Source organism: Nocardioides sp. JS614 (assembly GCF_000015265.1).
Taxonomy (GTDB): Bacteria; Actinomycetota; Actinomycetes; order Propionibacteriales; family Nocardioidaceae; genus Nocardioides.
Map to the genome: position 1 here is coordinate 815,681 of NC_008699.1, position 14,344 is coordinate 830,024.

Below are 14,344 nucleotides of genomic sequence, written 5' to 3' on the forward strand. Positions count from 1 at the left end.
GTCGGGCCCCATCGCCCGGCCACTGCAGGTAGCGTGACCGCCATGCTGGTCTTGAGCCGTCGTGCCGGAGAGAGCGTGGTGCTCGGCGAGGACGTCGTCGTGACGATCCTCGAGGTCCGCGGCGACGTCGTCCGGGTCGGCATCGACGCGCCCCGCTCGGTCAGGGTGCACCGCGCCGAGCTGCTCGCCCAGCTCGAGGAGACCAACCGCCAGGCCGCGTCCCCCAGCGAGGACGTGATCGCCAACCTGGCCCGCGCCCTCGACCACGGCACCGGCACCGACCCCTCCTCCTGAACTCTCTGGACGATAGTCCCTGACGTTTGTGGGGTATGGGAGCGCTCCCATGCCTCGGGATCGTCAGGGACTACCGTTCGAAGTCAAAGTTGAAAAGGTCAACTTTCTGGGAATATAGTTGTCCGCGACAACCTTCTACTCGCCGTGAATCGAGCTTCCGTGTCCCAGGTCCCACCCGCCCCGTCTCGTGCCGGATCCTCGGCCGCGGAGTCCGGGCAGATGTCACACCGCGAGATCCTCGAGGCCCTCAGCGGCCTGCTCCTCGCCATGTTCGTCGCGATGCTGTCCAGCACGGTCGTCACCAACGCCTTGCCGCGGATGGTCGCGGACCTGCACGGCAGCCAGACCGGCTACACCTGGGTCGTGGTCGCCACCATGCTGGCGATGACCGCGACCACGCCGATCTGGGGCAAGCTCTCGGACCTGTTCAGCAAGAAGATGCTGGTCCAGCTCGCCCTGGTCATCTACATCGTCGGGTCGCTCATCGCGGCCTTCGCGCCCAGCATGGAGGTGCTGATCGGCGCGCGGGCCGTGCAGGGGCTCGGCGTCGGCGGTCTCACGGCCCTGGTCCAGGTCGTGATCGCGACGATGATCTCGCCGCGCGAGCGCGGGCGGTACTCCGGCTACCTGGGCGCAGTCTTCGCGCTCGCGACCGTGAGCGGACCACTGATCGGCGGCGTGATCGTGGACTCCGCCCTCGGCTGGCGGGGCTGCTTCTTCGTCGGCCTGCCGATCGCGGTGGCGGCGTTCTTCCTGCTCCAGAAGACCCTGCACCTGCCGGTCGTGAAGCGGCCCGTGCACATCGACTACCTCGGCGCCACGCTCCTCGTCGGCGGCGTCTCCACCCTGCTCGTGTGGATCAGCCTCGCCGGCAATCAGTTCGCGTGGGCGTCCAGCACCACCGCCGTGCTCGTCGTGGCCGGGGTGCTGATGCTGGTCGCCGCGGTGTACGTCGAGGCCAGGGTCGCGGTCGAGCCGGTGATCCCACTGCGCCTGTTCCGTGACCGCACCACCACGCTGGCCACGATCGCCTCGGTGATGATCGGCGTCGCGATGTTCGGCTCCACCGTCTACCTGAGCCAGTACTTCCAGACCGCCCGCGGCATGAGCCCCACCGAGGCCGGCCTGATGTCGATCGCGATGGTCGGCGGCCTGTTCGTCTCCAGCGTCGTGAGCGGCCGGATCATCAGTGACACCGGCATCTGGAAGCGCTGGCTGGTCGGCGGGATGCTGCTCGTCGTCGTCGGCCTGGCGCTGCTCGGCACCATCGACGAGACCACCAGCCTGGTCGTGATCGGCGGGTTCATGGCGATCCTCGGCGTCGGCCTCGGCGCGACCATGCAGAACCTGGTGCTCTCGGTCCAGAACAACGTCACCCTCGCCGACATGGGCGCGGCAAGCTCCGTGGTCGCGTTCTTCCGGTCGATGGGCGGCTCGATCGGCGTCTCCGCGCTGGGCGCGCTGCTGAGCCACCAGGTCGCCGCGCAGGTGACGGAGGGGTACGTCGCCGCGCAGCGACCGCCGACGTTCCCGGCCGGCAGCCACGCCGTGCCGGACGTCACGACCCTGCCGGGCTGGGAGCAGAGCATCTGGGAGCACGCGTTCGGCTCGTCCTTCGGACACCTCTTCTTCGTGGCGACGCCGTTCGCGCTGGTCGCCCTGCTCTGCGTGCTGCTCGTCCGGGAGGTGCCGCTGCGCACGTCCAACCTCGAGGCCGAGGCCGCGGCCTCCCCGGAGGTCGCGGCGGAGCTGCACCGTGCGATCGTGAGGAAGTGAGGTGACCGTGGCGAGCGTGACCAGTCCGCGCACCGACCTGCTCCGCGGGCTCGAGCAGGAGGTCGGCGTGATGGTCCGCCGGATCCGGCGGGTGATCCGGAAGCGGGCGCACGCCGTGCACCCCGAGCTGCCCTCGTCGTCGTACCTCATGCTGTCCTGGCTGCTCGCCCACGGCCCGCAGCGCTCCTCGGCGATGTCCGAGGCGTTCGGCATCGACAAGGGCGCGATCAGCCGCCAGCTCCAGCACCTCGTCGACCTCGACCTCGTCGACCGCAGCCCCGACCCCGACGACGGCCGCGCCACGCTGGTCTCGGCGTCCGCGACCGCCGTCGGCCGGATGTCGGCCGTCGCGGACGAGCGGCGCCGCTGGCTCGACGAGCGGCTCGGTGACTGGTCCGCGGACGAGCTCACCTCGTTCGTCGACCTGCTGCGCCGCTACAACGCGGCCCTCGACGAGCACCCGGACGCGCTCGCTGTCGACTGAGCAGGTCGTCCGGGGCGGGGCCGGCGGTGCGTCAGCAACCGTCTGCGGCTCGGATCAGGTTGCCTGGACACCGCTCGCCCGGGCCGACCCGCGAGCGTCAGCGCAGCCAGACTGCGGTGTCCGGGGGCAGGCTCCCGTTCACCGGCCCGCTGGCCATCAGCACCTCGCCGGCCGGCAGCCCGACGGCCTCGGTGCTGCAGTTGAGCACGACGGTGATCGGGCCGCGGCGGAAGGACAGCACGTCCGTCCCGGCCTCGACCATCTCGACCTCCTCGCCCGCGGTCTCCGAGAAGGTACGCCGGGCCGCCAGCGCCGCCCGATAGAACGAGAGCGTGGACACGGGGTCGGCGGTCTGGGCCTCGACGGTGAGCCCCGACCACTCGGCCGGCTGCGGGATCCACGGCTGGCCGGCGCCGGGCCCGAACCCGAACGGCGGCTCCGCGCCGCTCCACGGCATCGGCACCCGGCAGCCGTCCCGGCCGGGATTGCCGGTGCGGAACCACAGCGGGTCCTGCCGGAACTCCGGCTCGACCTCGACCTGCTCCAGGCCGAGCTCCTCGCCCTGATAGAGGTACGCCGAGCCCGGCAGCGCCAGCATGGTGAGGGTGGCCGCCCGGGCGCGGGCCAGCCCGGTCGCGCCACCGCCGTACCGGCTCGGGTGCCGGTCGACGTCGTGGTTGGAGAGCACCCACGTGGGGGAGGCGTCGACCTGGTCGACGGCCTCGAAGGTCCCGGTGATCACCTCGGCGAACGCCTTCGCCGACCAGGGTGCCAGCAGCCAGGCGAAGTTGAAGGCCTGGCTGAACTCGTCGGCGCGGATGTAGCGGGCCATCGACTCGGGGCTCTGGGTCCAGGCCTCGGCGACCATCATCCGGTCGCCGTCGTACTTCGCGAGCACCTCGTGCCAACGCCGGTAGACCTCGTGCACCTCGGGCTGGTCCCACATCGGCTCGTCGGCCTCGGTGCGCTCGACCATCGACTCGCCCCCGGACTCGCCGGCGGACGCCCCGGTCGCGGACTCGACTCCCTCGGGGACCACCTGGTCGCGCAGGGTCTCCTCCTTGAACAGCCCGTGGGCGACGTCGACGCGGAAGCCGTCGACACCGCGGTCCAACCAGAACCGCAGCACGTCGACGAACATGTCGCCGACCTCGGGGTTGCGCCAGTTCAGGTCCGGCTGGGTGGAGTCGAAGAGATGGAGGTACCACTGGCCGTCCGCCACCTGGGTCCACGCGGGCCCGCCGAAGACGGACTTCCAGTTGTTCGGCGGCCCGTCCGGGCTGTCGCGGAACAGGTAGCGGTCGCGCTCGGGGCTGCCCGGGCCGGCGGCGAGGGCCTTCTGGAACCACGCGTGCTCGCTGGAGGTGTGGTTGGGGACCAGGTCGACGATCACCCGCAGGCCCAACTCGTGTGCGCGCTCGACCATGGCGTCGGCGTCGGCCAGCGTGCCGAACAGCGGGTCGATGTCGCAGTAGTCGGCGACGTCGTACCCGGCGTCGCGCTGGGGGGACACGTAGAACGGGTTCAGCCAGATCGCGTCGACGCCCAGGTCGCGGACGTGCTCGAGGCGCGCGGTGATCCCGGACAGGTCGCCGATGCCGTCGCCGTCGGCGTCCGCGAAGCTGCGGACGTAGATCTGGTAGGTCACCGCGTGCCGCCACCACTCCGGTCCCGCACCGTGGGTTTGATCGTTCAAATCCATGCCGGCCATCCTAGTGGAGGCCTCAGAGGTCCGCGGGATCCACGGCCACCCACAGGTGCTCGGCGCGGGCGACCACCCGGCCGTCGGCGTCGTACAGCGTGGACGCCGTGAACGTCTTGCGACCCTCGCTGCCACGGGCCAGCCCGACGACGACGTGCTCCTCGCCGACCTGAGGGATCGCGTCCACCCATGCGGCCATCCGGACCAGCACCATCAGCCGCTCCTCGAGGTCGCCGGCCCACCCGCCGACGCAGTCGAGCGCGGCCCACGTGACCGGCAGCGTCACGTGTCCGTCCGCGCCGACCGACGGGTCGGGCGTCCACGTCGCGGCGACCCGGGCGGCGCCGTCCTGGTCGGTCACCCGGCCGGGGAAGATCCGCAGGCCGTCGCCCTCGGTCCGGCTGACCCCGCACGCGAAGCAGGTGGGGAACGGGTGGAAGGACAGCCCGGCGTACGACGTCTCCGCGGCGCGGGCCTCGGCCGGTGGGACCGGCTCGGCCAGCGGCGGGGCCGCCCCGCCCGGCTCGACCGGCTCGGCCCGGGCGATGACCTCGTCGCCCAGGGACGCGGCGGTCACCGCACCGGTCGTCGCGACCGGCATCGGGGTGTCCAGTGGCGGCGGCCGGCGCAGCGAGACCGAGACCCCCGCGGCGGGATCGATCCCGGTCAGCCCCGCGAGCGCGCCGGAGGTCCAGCCGCCGTTGCCCGAGGACGGTGGGCCGCAGAAGCGGCTCGGCACGAACAGGTGCGCCATGGGGTCCTTCCGACTCCGGATCGAGGGCCATCACGGTGCCAGACGATGCCTCCGGCGTCGACACCCGCTCGCGAGCGGCGCCGGGCGCCGGTCTCGATCCGTGGGACGAGGTGAGGGATTCGGCGGATTCTGCGCTGGAATCCCGCACACCCACGCCAGAATCGCGCACGAGCACGCGCAAGTCCGGGATGCGGCGGCTTTCCCCAGTCACCGACCCAGGAGGTTCTTGCTGTGCCCCGTCCCGCCCGCTCCCGGTTGACCGCGCTCGCGGCCAGCCTCGTCACGGCGCTGAGCTTGGCGATGGTGCCGCAGTTGGGCGCCCCCGCCGTCGCGGCACCGCCGACGAAGGGGTCGCTGGTCGCCTCGCCGACGCACGCCCCGCCCGGCGCCAAGGTCACGCTCACCGGTCGCGCCGGGCCCCGGTCCGCCCACGCGGTGCGGCTCCAGGTGGCCCGCACCGGCACCTGGTCGACGGTGCAGGCCGGCCGCACCGCCCGCACCGGCAAGTTCCGGTTCGTGGTGACGCTGCCGTCCGGGGTCGCCTCGCAGCGCTATCGGGTGCTCACCCCACGGTCGCGCACGGTGGCGCCGAGCGTGACCCCGACGGTCACGGTCGGTGTGGACGCTGACGCCGTCAGGTGGATCACCCGCGACGACGACCTCGACCACTACCTAGGAGTGGTCTCGGGCGATGGCCGCTACCTGCTCGACGGCGATGCCGGTGCGGCACGGTTGCGCGACCTGACGACCGGCGCGGTCACCGAGATCACCGTCCCCGGCCGCGCGGTGGACCTCTCGGACGACGGCGGCGTGGTGCTCCTCCAGGGCGCCGGTGGCCCGTTCGTCTGGCACCGGTCGACCGGTGCCGAGGTCGCGCTGGACCCGAGCCTGGCCGAGGGATGGGCGTGGAGCATCTCCGGAGACGGCACCACCGTGCTGGTGGCGGTCTACGACGGGCAAGGTGGCGTCCAGGGGTTGTACGTCGAGGACCTCGCGACCGGTGCCGTGACCACGGTGCCCGGCCTCGGGGGCGGCGGCGATCTCTCCTTCGACGGTCGCTACGTCGCGACCGCCGGCGCGGACGGCGAGCGGGTCGTCGACCTCGAGACCGGGACCGCCGTGGACCTGACGCCGGTCGGGGCCCGGATCACCGGCTACCCGAGCATCTCCGACGACGGGCGGTTCGTGACGGCCTGGCTGTTGATGTCGGGCGGCGCCGCGAACGTGTGGGTCTGGGACGTGACCACGGGCGAGAGCGAGGTCAGCCCGCTCGGGCCCGACACCTACGGCGAGAACCCGAGGATCTCGGCCGACGGCCGCCGGATCGTGTTCGGTGACAGCAACCGGGACAGCACGATCACCAACCCGGTGCTGTGGGATCGACTGCGCGGTGACGTCCGGGCGTTGACGAGCAGCGCTGACGTGGGCACCTACGGGACGGCCACCATCTCCGACGCCGGCCGACTGGCGTCGGTGTTGACCAACGTCGCGGTCGACCCCGCCGACACCGACGGGCGGCCCGACCTGTACCTCTACGACCTCGACCGGCTGTCGTAGCGGGGCCGGGTCAGCGGATCCGCTCCCACCGGCCGAGCGCCTCGCGGCGCTCGGCCGCGTGGTCGACGATCGGCTCGGGGTAGCCGACCGCCTGCCGCTCCGAAGGACTCGGGTCGTGCGGGTCGGCGACCACGTCGGGGTCCGCGAGCTCCGGCACCCACCGGCGCACGTACTCGCCACGAGGGTCGAACCGACGCCCCTGCGCCGTCGGGTTGAACACCCGGAAGTACGGCGCGGCGTCGGTGCCGCACCCCGCGGTCCACTGCCAGCCGTGCTGGTTGGACGCCAGGTCGCCGTCGACCAGCCAGCGCAGGAAGTGCCGGGCGCCCAGCTGCCATTCCAGGTGCAGGTCCTTGACCAGGAAGCTCGCGGTGATCATCCGGACCCGGTTGTGCATCCAGCCGGTCGCGCGCAGCTGGCGCATCCCGGCGTCCACCACCGAGAACCCCGTGCGGCCGTGTCGCCACGCGTCGAGGTGCTCACCCGGCTCGTCGTACCGCATTCGGGCGAACTCGGGTCGCAGGTACTGCCGCGCGGTCTCGGGACGGGCGTGCAGCACGTCGGCGTAGAACTCCCGCCAGGCCAGCTCCTTGCGGTACGTCGCCGCGCCGGCGCCGCGCCGCCGGGCCAGGTCGGCGAGCATCGTGCGCGGATGGATCTCACCCCACTTCAGGTGCGCCGACATCTGCGAGGTGCCGTCCACGGCCGGCCGGTCGCGGTCCTCGGCGTACTCGTCCACCCGGTCCAAGAACTCCGCCCACCGACGCCGCGCCGCGGCCTCACCGGCCGCGGGGAGGGTCAGCCCGTCCGGCAGCGCGGGGTCGGGGATCTCGGCCGTGCCCTCCGCCAGTCGGAGCCACCCGGTGCCCTCGGGCACGCCGACCGGGCCGCGCCAGCCGTGCTCGGCCCAGGCGCGGTGGAACGGGGTGAAGACGCGGTACGGCGCGCCCGCGGTGTTGGTCACCCGCCCCGGTGCCACCGCGTACGGCGAGCCCGTGCGGACCAGCTCGGCCCCGGCGCCGGTGAGCGCCTGCTCGACCGCGCCGTCGCGCCGGCTCCCGTAGGGACCGAAGTCCGCCGCGACGTGCACCCGCGCCGCGCCGACCGCCCGGGCGGCGCGCGGGACCAGGCGCGCCGGGTCGCCGCGAACGACCGACAGCCGGGTGCCGCGCTCGCGCAGCGAGGCGTCGAGCGCGCGCAGGGACGCGCCCAGATAGGCCCGGCGAGCGGCCCCGGCCGGCCCCCAGAGCACCGGGTCGAGGACGAACAGCGGCAGCACCGGTCCGTCGGCGGCCGCCTCGACGAGCGCGGGGTTGTCGGCCAGGCGCAGATCGCGGCGGAACCACAGGACCGCAGGCGTGGAGGGTGGCATCGGCGTCCACCCTGCCAGGGGGTGGGTCGATAGGGGACAATGCAGCTGTGAGCGATCTCATCGACACCACCGAGATGTACCTCCGGACCATCTACGAGCTGGTCGAGGAGGGGATCGTCCCGCTCCGTGCCCGGATCGCCGAGCGGCTGCACCAGAGCGGCCCGACCGTCTCGCAGACCGTGGCCCGGATGGAGCGCGACGGCCTGCTCACCGTCGAGGGGGACCGGCACCTCCAGCTCACCGAGGAGGGGCTGCGGCTCGCGACCCGGGTGATGCGCAAGCACCGCCTCGCCGAGCGGCTCCTGACCGACGTGATCGGGCTCGACTGGGAGCTGGTGCACGAAGAGGCGTGCCGGTGGGAGCACGTGATGTCCGAGACGGTGGAGCGTCGCCTGCTCAGGCTCCTCGACCACCCCACGGAGTCGCCGTACGGCAACCCGATCCCGGGCCTGGACGAGCTCGGCGACCACCCGCCGGGCGAGGACTTCATGGAGGGCGTCGAGCCGCTCTCGCAGGCCGCCGGCCCCGCCGAGGGCCGGGTGCTGGTGCGCCGGATCTCCGAGGAGATGCAGAAGGACGAGATCCTGATGAGCGCGATGCGCCGGGCCGGGGCGCTGCCGGACAAGACCATCACGGTGATCGCCACCGAGGAGGGCATCCTGGTCGGCTCGGGCGGGGAGACGGCCGAGATCGTCCCCGAGGCCGCCGACCACATCTTCGTACGGAAGCTGTGAGTGACCGGGAGTTTTTACCTTCCGGTGTCGACGATAAGGGCGATCGTGTTGAGATACTTTTGACGTCCTGTTCATCGCACGTGCAGTTCACCGGGGTACGGTTCCCGACAGCGGGTCCGGCTGGCCCCGCGATGTCGTCGGTCGGGGGTGGACGACATGGGGGAAAGTCAATGGAGTTCATCGAGCTCAACAGCCCTGCCCGCGTGTCGGGCGAGCATGTGCTCGTCATTTCTCACTCTTCCACCGCCCTGACCCGTGGCCTCAACCACGGTGAGGCGGTCGTGCTCCAGACCCAGGACGGCGAGCGGTACGCCGCCGAGGTGATCGACATCGGCTTCTGGCCCGAGGACACCGTCTACACCTTCGCCCTCGGCGCCCGGCTCCCCGAGGACGTGGCGCGGGAGCGGATCGCCGGCCTCGACCCCGAGAAGCACGACCTGGCCCTCCACGAGATCATCGACCTGCTCGGCGAGCTGGCCCGGCCCCAGGACGAGGACCCCGACTGACGGGCTCCGGCCCCCGGGTGTAGCTCAGCCGCGCCGGGCCGCCAGGTCCTCGAGGAACTCGCTGCAGCCGGCGTCGATCGCATACGCCGCGTGCGCGTCGCCGCGGGTCGCACCCCGGTTGACGATCACGACCGGAACGCCCGCGCCGGCGGCCCGGCGGACGAAGCGGAACCCGGACATCACGGTCAGGCTGGAGCCGGCGACCAGCAGCACGCCGCCGGCGTCGGCGAGCGCGTCGACTGCGGCGTAGCAGCGCTCCACGCGAGACGCCGGCACGTTCTCGCCGAAGAAGACCACGTCCGGCTTGAGGATGCCGCCGCAGCGCTCGCACCCCGGGACCACGAAGTCGCCGGTCTCGTCGAGCTCGACGTCGCCGTCCGGGCGTACGGCGACCGCCGCGTGCCGCTCGGCGAACCCGGGGTTCAGCTCGGTCAGGCGCTCCTGGAGCGCCGCGCGCGCCGAGGCCGCCCGGCAGCCCAGGCAGACGACGTCCGCGATCCGGCCGTGCAGCGCGACCAGGCGCGGGGTGCCGGCCCGCTCGTGCAGCCCGTCGACGTTCTGGGTGATCAGCAGCTCGGGGGCGATCCGCGCGAGGGCGCGGTGGCCGGCGTTCGGGTCGGCGAGGCGCATCCGGCCCCACCCGAGGTGGCTGCGCGCCCAGTACCGCTGTCGCGCGGCCGGGCCCGAGACGAACTCCTGGTAGGTCATCGGGGTCCGCGCCGGCGAGCCCGGACCGCGGTAGTCGGGGATCCCCGAGTCGGTCGAGAGCCCGGCGCCGGTGAGCACGACCAGGGGACGCGCGGCGAGCAGGTCGAGGGCGGCGGCCGCCGGGGACCCGGCGAGCAGGCTGGTCATCGGGCGTAGCGGAGCTCGGCGCGCGCCTTGGCCTTCGCCGCCTCGGCCTCCCGGTTCTTCGGAGGTGCCGTCGTGACCAGCTCGTCGAGCAGGTGCTCGGTCACGTGGGCGATCTCGCGGACCGCGCGGTCGAACGCCGCCTGGTTGGCCTGCGACGGCTTCGTGGTCCCGCTCACCTTGCGGACGTACTGCAGGGCGGCCGCGGCGACCTCGTCGCGGGTGGCCGGGGGCTCGAAGTTGTTGAGCGGGCGGATGTTGCGGCACATGACCCCGAGGGTACGTCGGCAGGCGGCTCGCCAGCACTCTGCGAGCATGGCCCCATGACTCGCGAGCACGACATCGTCCTGGTCGGCGCGACCGGCTTCACCGGCGGGCTGACCGCCGAGTACCTCCTGCGGCACGCCCCCGCGGGTCTGCGGTGGGCGCTGGCCGGCCGCAACCGGGAGAAGCTGGAGGCGGTCCGCGACCGGCTCGCCGACATCGATCCGGTGGCCGCCGACCTGCCGCTGCTGCACGCCGACACCACCGATCCGGGCGCGCTCGCGGACCTGGCGGCGGCCACCCGGGTCGTGATCACCACGGTGGGGCCCTACCTCGAGCACGGCGGCCCGCTCGTGGCCGCCTGCGCCGAGGCCGGCACCGACTACGTCGACCTCACCGGCGAGCCCGAGTTCGTCGACCGCACGTACGTCGAGCACCACGCCACCGCCCAGCGCACCGGCGCCCGGATCGTGCACGCGTGCGGGTTCGACTCGGTTCCGCACGACCTCGGCGCGCTCTACACCGTCCAGCAGCTCGCCGCGACCGGTCCGGTGCGGCTGCGCGGCGTGGTCCGCTCGGGCGCCACCTTCTCCGGCGGCACCTTCCACTCGGCGCTGGGCCAGTTCTCCCGCGCCCGGCAGATGCGCACCGCGATGCAGGAGCGCCGTCGGGCCGAGCCGCGTCCCGAGGGCCGCCGCTCGCGCGCGGTCTCCGGCAAGCCGCACCGCGACCCGCTGCTCGGCTACTGGCTGGTGCCGCTCCCCACGATCGACCCGTTCGTCGTGGCCCGCAGCGGGGCCGCGCTGGCGGCGTACGGCCCGGACTTCTCCTACTCCCACTACGCCGGCACCAAGACGCTGCGGTACGCCGCCGGCGGGGCCGCGGCCGCCGTCGCGGTGTTCGGCGCGGCCCAGGTCCCGCCGCTGCGACGCCTCCTGCTCGGCCGGATCCCCCAGGGCGAGGGTCCCGACGAGCGGCGCCGGTCGAAGTCGTGGTTCACCGTCGACTTCGTCGGCGAGGGCGACGGCCGCACCGTGCACACCCGCGTCTCCGGCGGCGACCCCGGCTACGACGAGACCGCGAAGATGCTCGCCGAGTCCGCACTCTGCCTCGCGCTCGACGACAACCCGCCCACGTCCGGTCAGGTGACCACCGCCCAGGCGATGGGGGACAACCTGCTCACCCGGCTCCAGGCGGCCGGGATCCGCTTCGAGACCCTCGACTAGCTGCGAAGCCGGGCCGGCCGGGGATCGCGGGCAGGCGCACAGCGGGTGGGCGCCCCAGGCAGGAGTCGAACCTGCGACCTTTCGCTTAGGAGGCGGCTGCTCTATCCGCTGAGCTACTGGGGCCCTGCTCGACCCCACGTGGTCGAGACGTCGCCGGACAGTGTTTCACGAGGCCGGAGGGACGGCGGCCCGGCGGCCGGGAGTGGCCCCATTTTGGGATGGAGCACCGCTCACAGGGACACTTAAGGTTCGCGACCTACGCTCACCGAGCCCCCGACCCGCGATCCGAGGTTGTCCATGTCCGACGCCGTGCCCGAGCACGCCCAGCCGGATCCGGGCGCGCCCAAGCGGCGGGGCAAGGCCCGCAAGCGTCACACGGTCGGGAAGGTGCTGCTCGCCACGACGCTGGTGCTGGTCATGGCGACCGGCCTGGGCACGGTCTGGCTCTACCGCCACCTCAACGGCAACCTCAGCGTCCTCGACCCGACCGCCCAGCTGTCGAACCGGCCGGACAAGGTCAAGGTCGAGGGCCCCAAGGAGCCGCTCAACATCCTGGTGATGGGCAGCGACAGTCGCGACTGCGCTGGCTGCAACATCGACAACCTCACCGGTGGCGGCCAGCGCTCGGACACCACGATCCTGTTCCACCTCTCGGCGGACCGGGAGCGCGCCTACGGCGTCAGCATCCCGCGCGACTCGATGGTCGACCGGCCGGACTGCGAGGCCGAGGACGGCAAGACGATCCCGGGCGCCGACAACGTGATGTGGAACGAGGCGTTCGCGCTCGGCGGGCCCGCCTGCACGATCCAGCAGTTCGAGCAGCTCACCGGCGTGCGCCTCGACCACTTCGTCGTCGTGAACTTCGAGGGCTTCCAGGGCATGGTCGACGCGATCGGAGGGGTCGAGGTGTGCATCCCCGAGCCGATCGTGGACCCCGCCCACGGCATCAACATCGCCGCTGGCACCCGCAAGATCAAGGGCAAGGAGGCCCTCAACTACGTCCGCGAGCGGTACGTCGTCGGCAACGGCTCGGACATCGGCCGGATGAAGCGCCAGCAGGCGTTCATCGGCTCGATGGCCCACCAGGTCGTCACCGCCGGCACGCTCGCCCGGCCCGACCACCTGGTCGGCTTCCTCAACGCCGCGACCCAGTCGCTGACCGTCGACCCCGGCCTGGAGAACGTGTGGAAGATCGCCAAGCTCGGCGTCGAGTTCAAGGGCATCGGCTTGGACAACATCCAGTTCATCACGATCCCGAACATCCCCGACCCGGCCGACCCCAACCGCCTCGTCTGGCAGGAGCCGCAGGCCGACCAGGTCTGGCAGAAGCTCGCCCGCGACGAGCCGCTGACCAAGAAGCTCAGCGAGGGCGTGATCAGCGCCGGCAACCTGCCCGGTTCGGGCTCCACCTCGGATTCGGGCTCGGGTTCCGGCTCGGGTTCCGGCTCCACGAGCGAGGCCGAGAAGCAGGCGCTCGCGGACGCGGGGCTCTGCACGTGACCCGGCCGCGCTCGGAGGAGTCGGACTGGGAGCGGCGCCGGCGCCGCGCCGAGGTCTTCGGCGAGGCGCTGCCCGAGACCACCAAGGACGAGCGCGACGACGCCGCCCGGGACAAGGCGCGCGAGAGCGAGTCGCCGTCGGACCGGTGGCTACGCGAGCAGATCCCCCCGCACCACGGGTCGTGACCGCGGCTCGCGCGTCGACTTCGTCGCCGCGCGGGCCGCGGGATCGTTCCTGGGTGGGTCGTCCGACGGTGTGGTTGTGATCGGCGCGTCGGTTCCGCTGAGCTAGCCGAGGTCGGTCGGACCTGAGGTCGATCGTCCCTGCTGGGTGGCCAGCAGGTCGCGGATCTCCTCGAGCAGCTTGACGTCCTCGGGGGTGCCGGGCTCCGGGCTCGGGAAGTAGCGCTCCTTCGCCTTCGTGTAGGGCACCACGATGAAGAAGTACACCACCGCCGCGATGATGAGGAACGAGATCAGCGCGGTGAGCCAGGCGCCGATCGAGATGCCGTTCCAGACGTAGTCCGAGAAGTCCGGAGTGCCGCCGGCCTTGCCGATCAGGTCCATGATCAGGCCGACGGTGGCGGTGACCACGGTTGCGAACGCGGCGGCCATGACGAAGGCGACCGCGAGCTCGACGAGGTTCCCGCGCAGGATGAAGTTCTTGAATCCGGTCATGTCGGCACGCTAGCCGGGAAAGGCGATCGTGAGGAAGGTGCGCACCGAGGCATCCGCGATCCGGGCCACGTCGGCGGGCTCGGCGCCGACGACGACCAGCCGGCCGGGTAGCCCGGTCGCGCCGACGTCCGGACCGGCAGCGGGTACGGCGAGCACCGGGACGTCGGTCGCCACCACGCTCGCGCCACCGCCCTGGGGATCGGCGGCGACCAGGTCGACCCGGTCGCCGACCCGCAGCAGGTCGACCATGCCGGCGTCGGGGAGCCGCACCGGCACCGCGGTCAGTCCCGGGTAGCCGTCGGTGAGCGCCGGGCCGACGACCCGGACGTCGGTCACCGGCTCGCCCGCGCGCAGCGGCGCGGCCAGGGTGCGCCCGACGGCGTCGATCGCGTCGTCCGAGGCGCCCGCAGGCACGGAGTCGGGGGCGAACCCGACCGCGCGCAGGTCTCCCGGCGCCAGCACCGTGCCCGCCGTCAGGTCCCGGGCGGCGACGACGACGTCGACGCTGGGCGGCGGGGGAGCGGCCGCGGCGTGGATGCCGGTGGCGACCGCCACGGCGGTCAGCAGCGCGGCGAGCGGGCGGCGCCGGGCGAGGACGGCCCGGCGTACCGAACGCAGAGGGGAGACGAGGCGGTCACGGCGCATG

16 protein-coding genes and 1 tRNA gene are annotated in these 14,344 nt (G+C 72.7%); 9 read left to right on the forward strand and 8 right to left on the reverse strand.

What is annotated here, in order from left to right; genetic code table 11:
• Window positions 1–42 precede the first annotated feature (42 nt).
• From csrA to NOCA_RS05330, 3 genes are all read left to right on the forward strand, one after another.
• Window positions 43–294 (forward strand): carbon storage regulator CsrA, encoded by a 252-nt coding sequence (csrA, locus tag NOCA_RS05320; protein WP_011754246.1) that lies wholly within the window; start codon window positions 43–45, stop codon window positions 292–294.
• Window positions 295–513: 219 nt separating this feature from the next.
• The gene (locus NOCA_RS05325) at window positions 514–2,070 is read left to right on the forward strand and encodes an MDR family MFS transporter (RefSeq protein ID WP_011754247.1); all 1,557 of its coding nucleotides are present in this window, start codon (window positions 514–516) and stop codon (window positions 2,068–2,070) included.
• A 16-nt stretch (window positions 2,071–2,086) separates the two neighbouring features.
• On the forward strand, window positions 2,087–2,554 hold the full coding sequence (locus NOCA_RS05330; protein ID WP_011754248.1) for a MarR family winged helix-turn-helix transcriptional regulator: 468 nt from the start codon (window positions 2,087–2,089) through the stop codon (window positions 2,552–2,554).
• A gap of 97 nt (window positions 2,555–2,651) precedes the next feature.
• On the opposite strand, the gene NOCA_RS05335 is transcribed toward NOCA_RS05330, so the two are convergent.
• A complete protein-coding gene (locus NOCA_RS05335) occupies window positions 2,652–4,256 on the reverse strand; it encodes a glycoside hydrolase family 13 protein (protein ID WP_011754249.1) in 1,605 nt (534 codons plus the stop codon).
• A 22-nt stretch (window positions 4,257–4,278) separates the two neighbouring features.
• Entirely contained in the window at window positions 4,279–5,010 is a 732-nt protein-coding gene (locus NOCA_RS05340; RefSeq protein ID WP_011754250.1) for a hypothetical protein, read from the reverse strand.
• Between the two features lie 231 nt (window positions 5,011–5,241).
• Here NOCA_RS05340 and NOCA_RS05345 point away from each other — a divergent pair, with 231 nt between their 5' ends.
• A complete protein-coding gene (locus NOCA_RS05345) occupies window positions 5,242–6,567 on the forward strand; it encodes a hypothetical protein (RefSeq protein ID WP_011754251.1) in 1,326 nt (441 codons plus the stop codon).
• Window positions 6,568–6,577: 10 nt separating this feature from the next.
• Here the strand turns inward: NOCA_RS05345 and NOCA_RS05350 are convergent, their stop codons facing one another.
• Window positions 6,578–7,939 (reverse strand): cryptochrome/photolyase family protein, encoded by a 1,362-nt coding sequence (locus tag NOCA_RS05350; protein WP_011754252.1) that lies wholly within the window; start codon window positions 7,937–7,939, stop codon window positions 6,578–6,580.
• Between the two features lie 47 nt (window positions 7,940–7,986).
• Here NOCA_RS05350 and NOCA_RS05355 point away from each other — a divergent pair, with 47 nt between their 5' ends.
• Window positions 7,987–8,673, forward strand: coding sequence for a metal-dependent transcriptional regulator (locus tag NOCA_RS05355; protein WP_011754253.1), 687 nt, complete (start codon window positions 7,987–7,989; stop codon window positions 8,671–8,673).
• A 170-nt stretch (window positions 8,674–8,843) separates the two neighbouring features.
• Window positions 8,844–9,179 carry a hypothetical protein gene (locus NOCA_RS05360; protein WP_011754254.1) on the forward strand — a complete coding sequence of 112 codons (336 nt, stop codon included), beginning with the start codon at window positions 8,844–8,846 and terminating at the stop codon, window positions 9,177–9,179.
• 24 nt (window positions 9,180–9,203) lie between these two features.
• Here NOCA_RS05360 and NOCA_RS05365 read toward each other — a convergent pair whose 3' ends face one another.
• Together NOCA_RS05365 and NOCA_RS05370 are read right to left on the reverse strand one after the other, a co-directional pair.
• The gene (locus NOCA_RS05365; RefSeq protein ID WP_011754255.1) at window positions 9,204–10,034 is read right to left on the reverse strand and encodes a Sir2 family NAD-dependent protein deacetylase; all 831 of its coding nucleotides are present in this window, start codon (window positions 10,032–10,034) and stop codon (window positions 9,204–9,206) included.
• On the reverse strand, window positions 10,031–10,300 hold the full coding sequence (locus NOCA_RS05370; RefSeq protein ID WP_011754256.1) for a DUF2277 domain-containing protein: 270 nt from the start codon (window positions 10,298–10,300) through the stop codon (window positions 10,031–10,033). Before NOCA_RS05370 ends, NOCA_RS05365 begins: the two co-directional genes overlap by 4 nt.
• 54 nt (window positions 10,301–10,354) lie before the next feature.
• Here NOCA_RS05370 and NOCA_RS05375 point away from each other — a divergent pair, with 54 nt between their 5' ends.
• Window positions 10,355–11,521 (forward strand): saccharopine dehydrogenase family protein, encoded by a 1,167-nt coding sequence (locus NOCA_RS05375; protein ID WP_011754257.1) that lies wholly within the window; start codon window positions 10,355–10,357, stop codon window positions 11,519–11,521.
• Between the two features lie 50 nt (window positions 11,522–11,571).
• On the opposite strand, the gene NOCA_RS05380 is transcribed toward NOCA_RS05375, so the two are convergent.
• A tRNA-Arg gene (locus NOCA_RS05380) sits at window positions 11,572–11,644 on the reverse strand.
• A 174-nt stretch (window positions 11,645–11,818) separates the two neighbouring features.
• Between NOCA_RS05380 and NOCA_RS05385 the strand changes: the two genes are divergently transcribed.
• Window positions 11,819–13,021 carry an LCP family protein gene (locus NOCA_RS05385; protein ID WP_011754258.1) on the forward strand — a complete coding sequence of 401 codons (1,203 nt, stop codon included), beginning with the start codon at window positions 11,819–11,821 and terminating at the stop codon, window positions 13,019–13,021.
• Complete coding sequence (locus tag NOCA_RS05390) at window positions 13,018–13,206, forward strand: hypothetical protein (RefSeq protein WP_049774233.1); 189 nt, start codon at window positions 13,018–13,020, stop codon at window positions 13,204–13,206. Before NOCA_RS05385 ends, NOCA_RS05390 begins: the two co-directional genes overlap by 4 nt.
• 102 nt (window positions 13,207–13,308) lie before the next feature.
• Here NOCA_RS05390 and NOCA_RS05395 read toward each other — a convergent pair whose 3' ends face one another.
• On the reverse strand, window positions 13,309–13,698 hold the full coding sequence (locus NOCA_RS05395; protein ID WP_011754259.1) for an MscL family protein: 390 nt from the start codon (window positions 13,696–13,698) through the stop codon (window positions 13,309–13,311).
• A gap of 9 nt (window positions 13,699–13,707) precedes the next feature.
• Window positions 13,708–14,343 (reverse strand): SAF domain-containing protein, encoded by a 636-nt coding sequence (locus tag NOCA_RS05400; protein ID WP_011754260.1) that lies wholly within the window; start codon window positions 14,341–14,343, stop codon window positions 13,708–13,710.
• Window position 14,344: the final 1 nt, after the last annotated feature.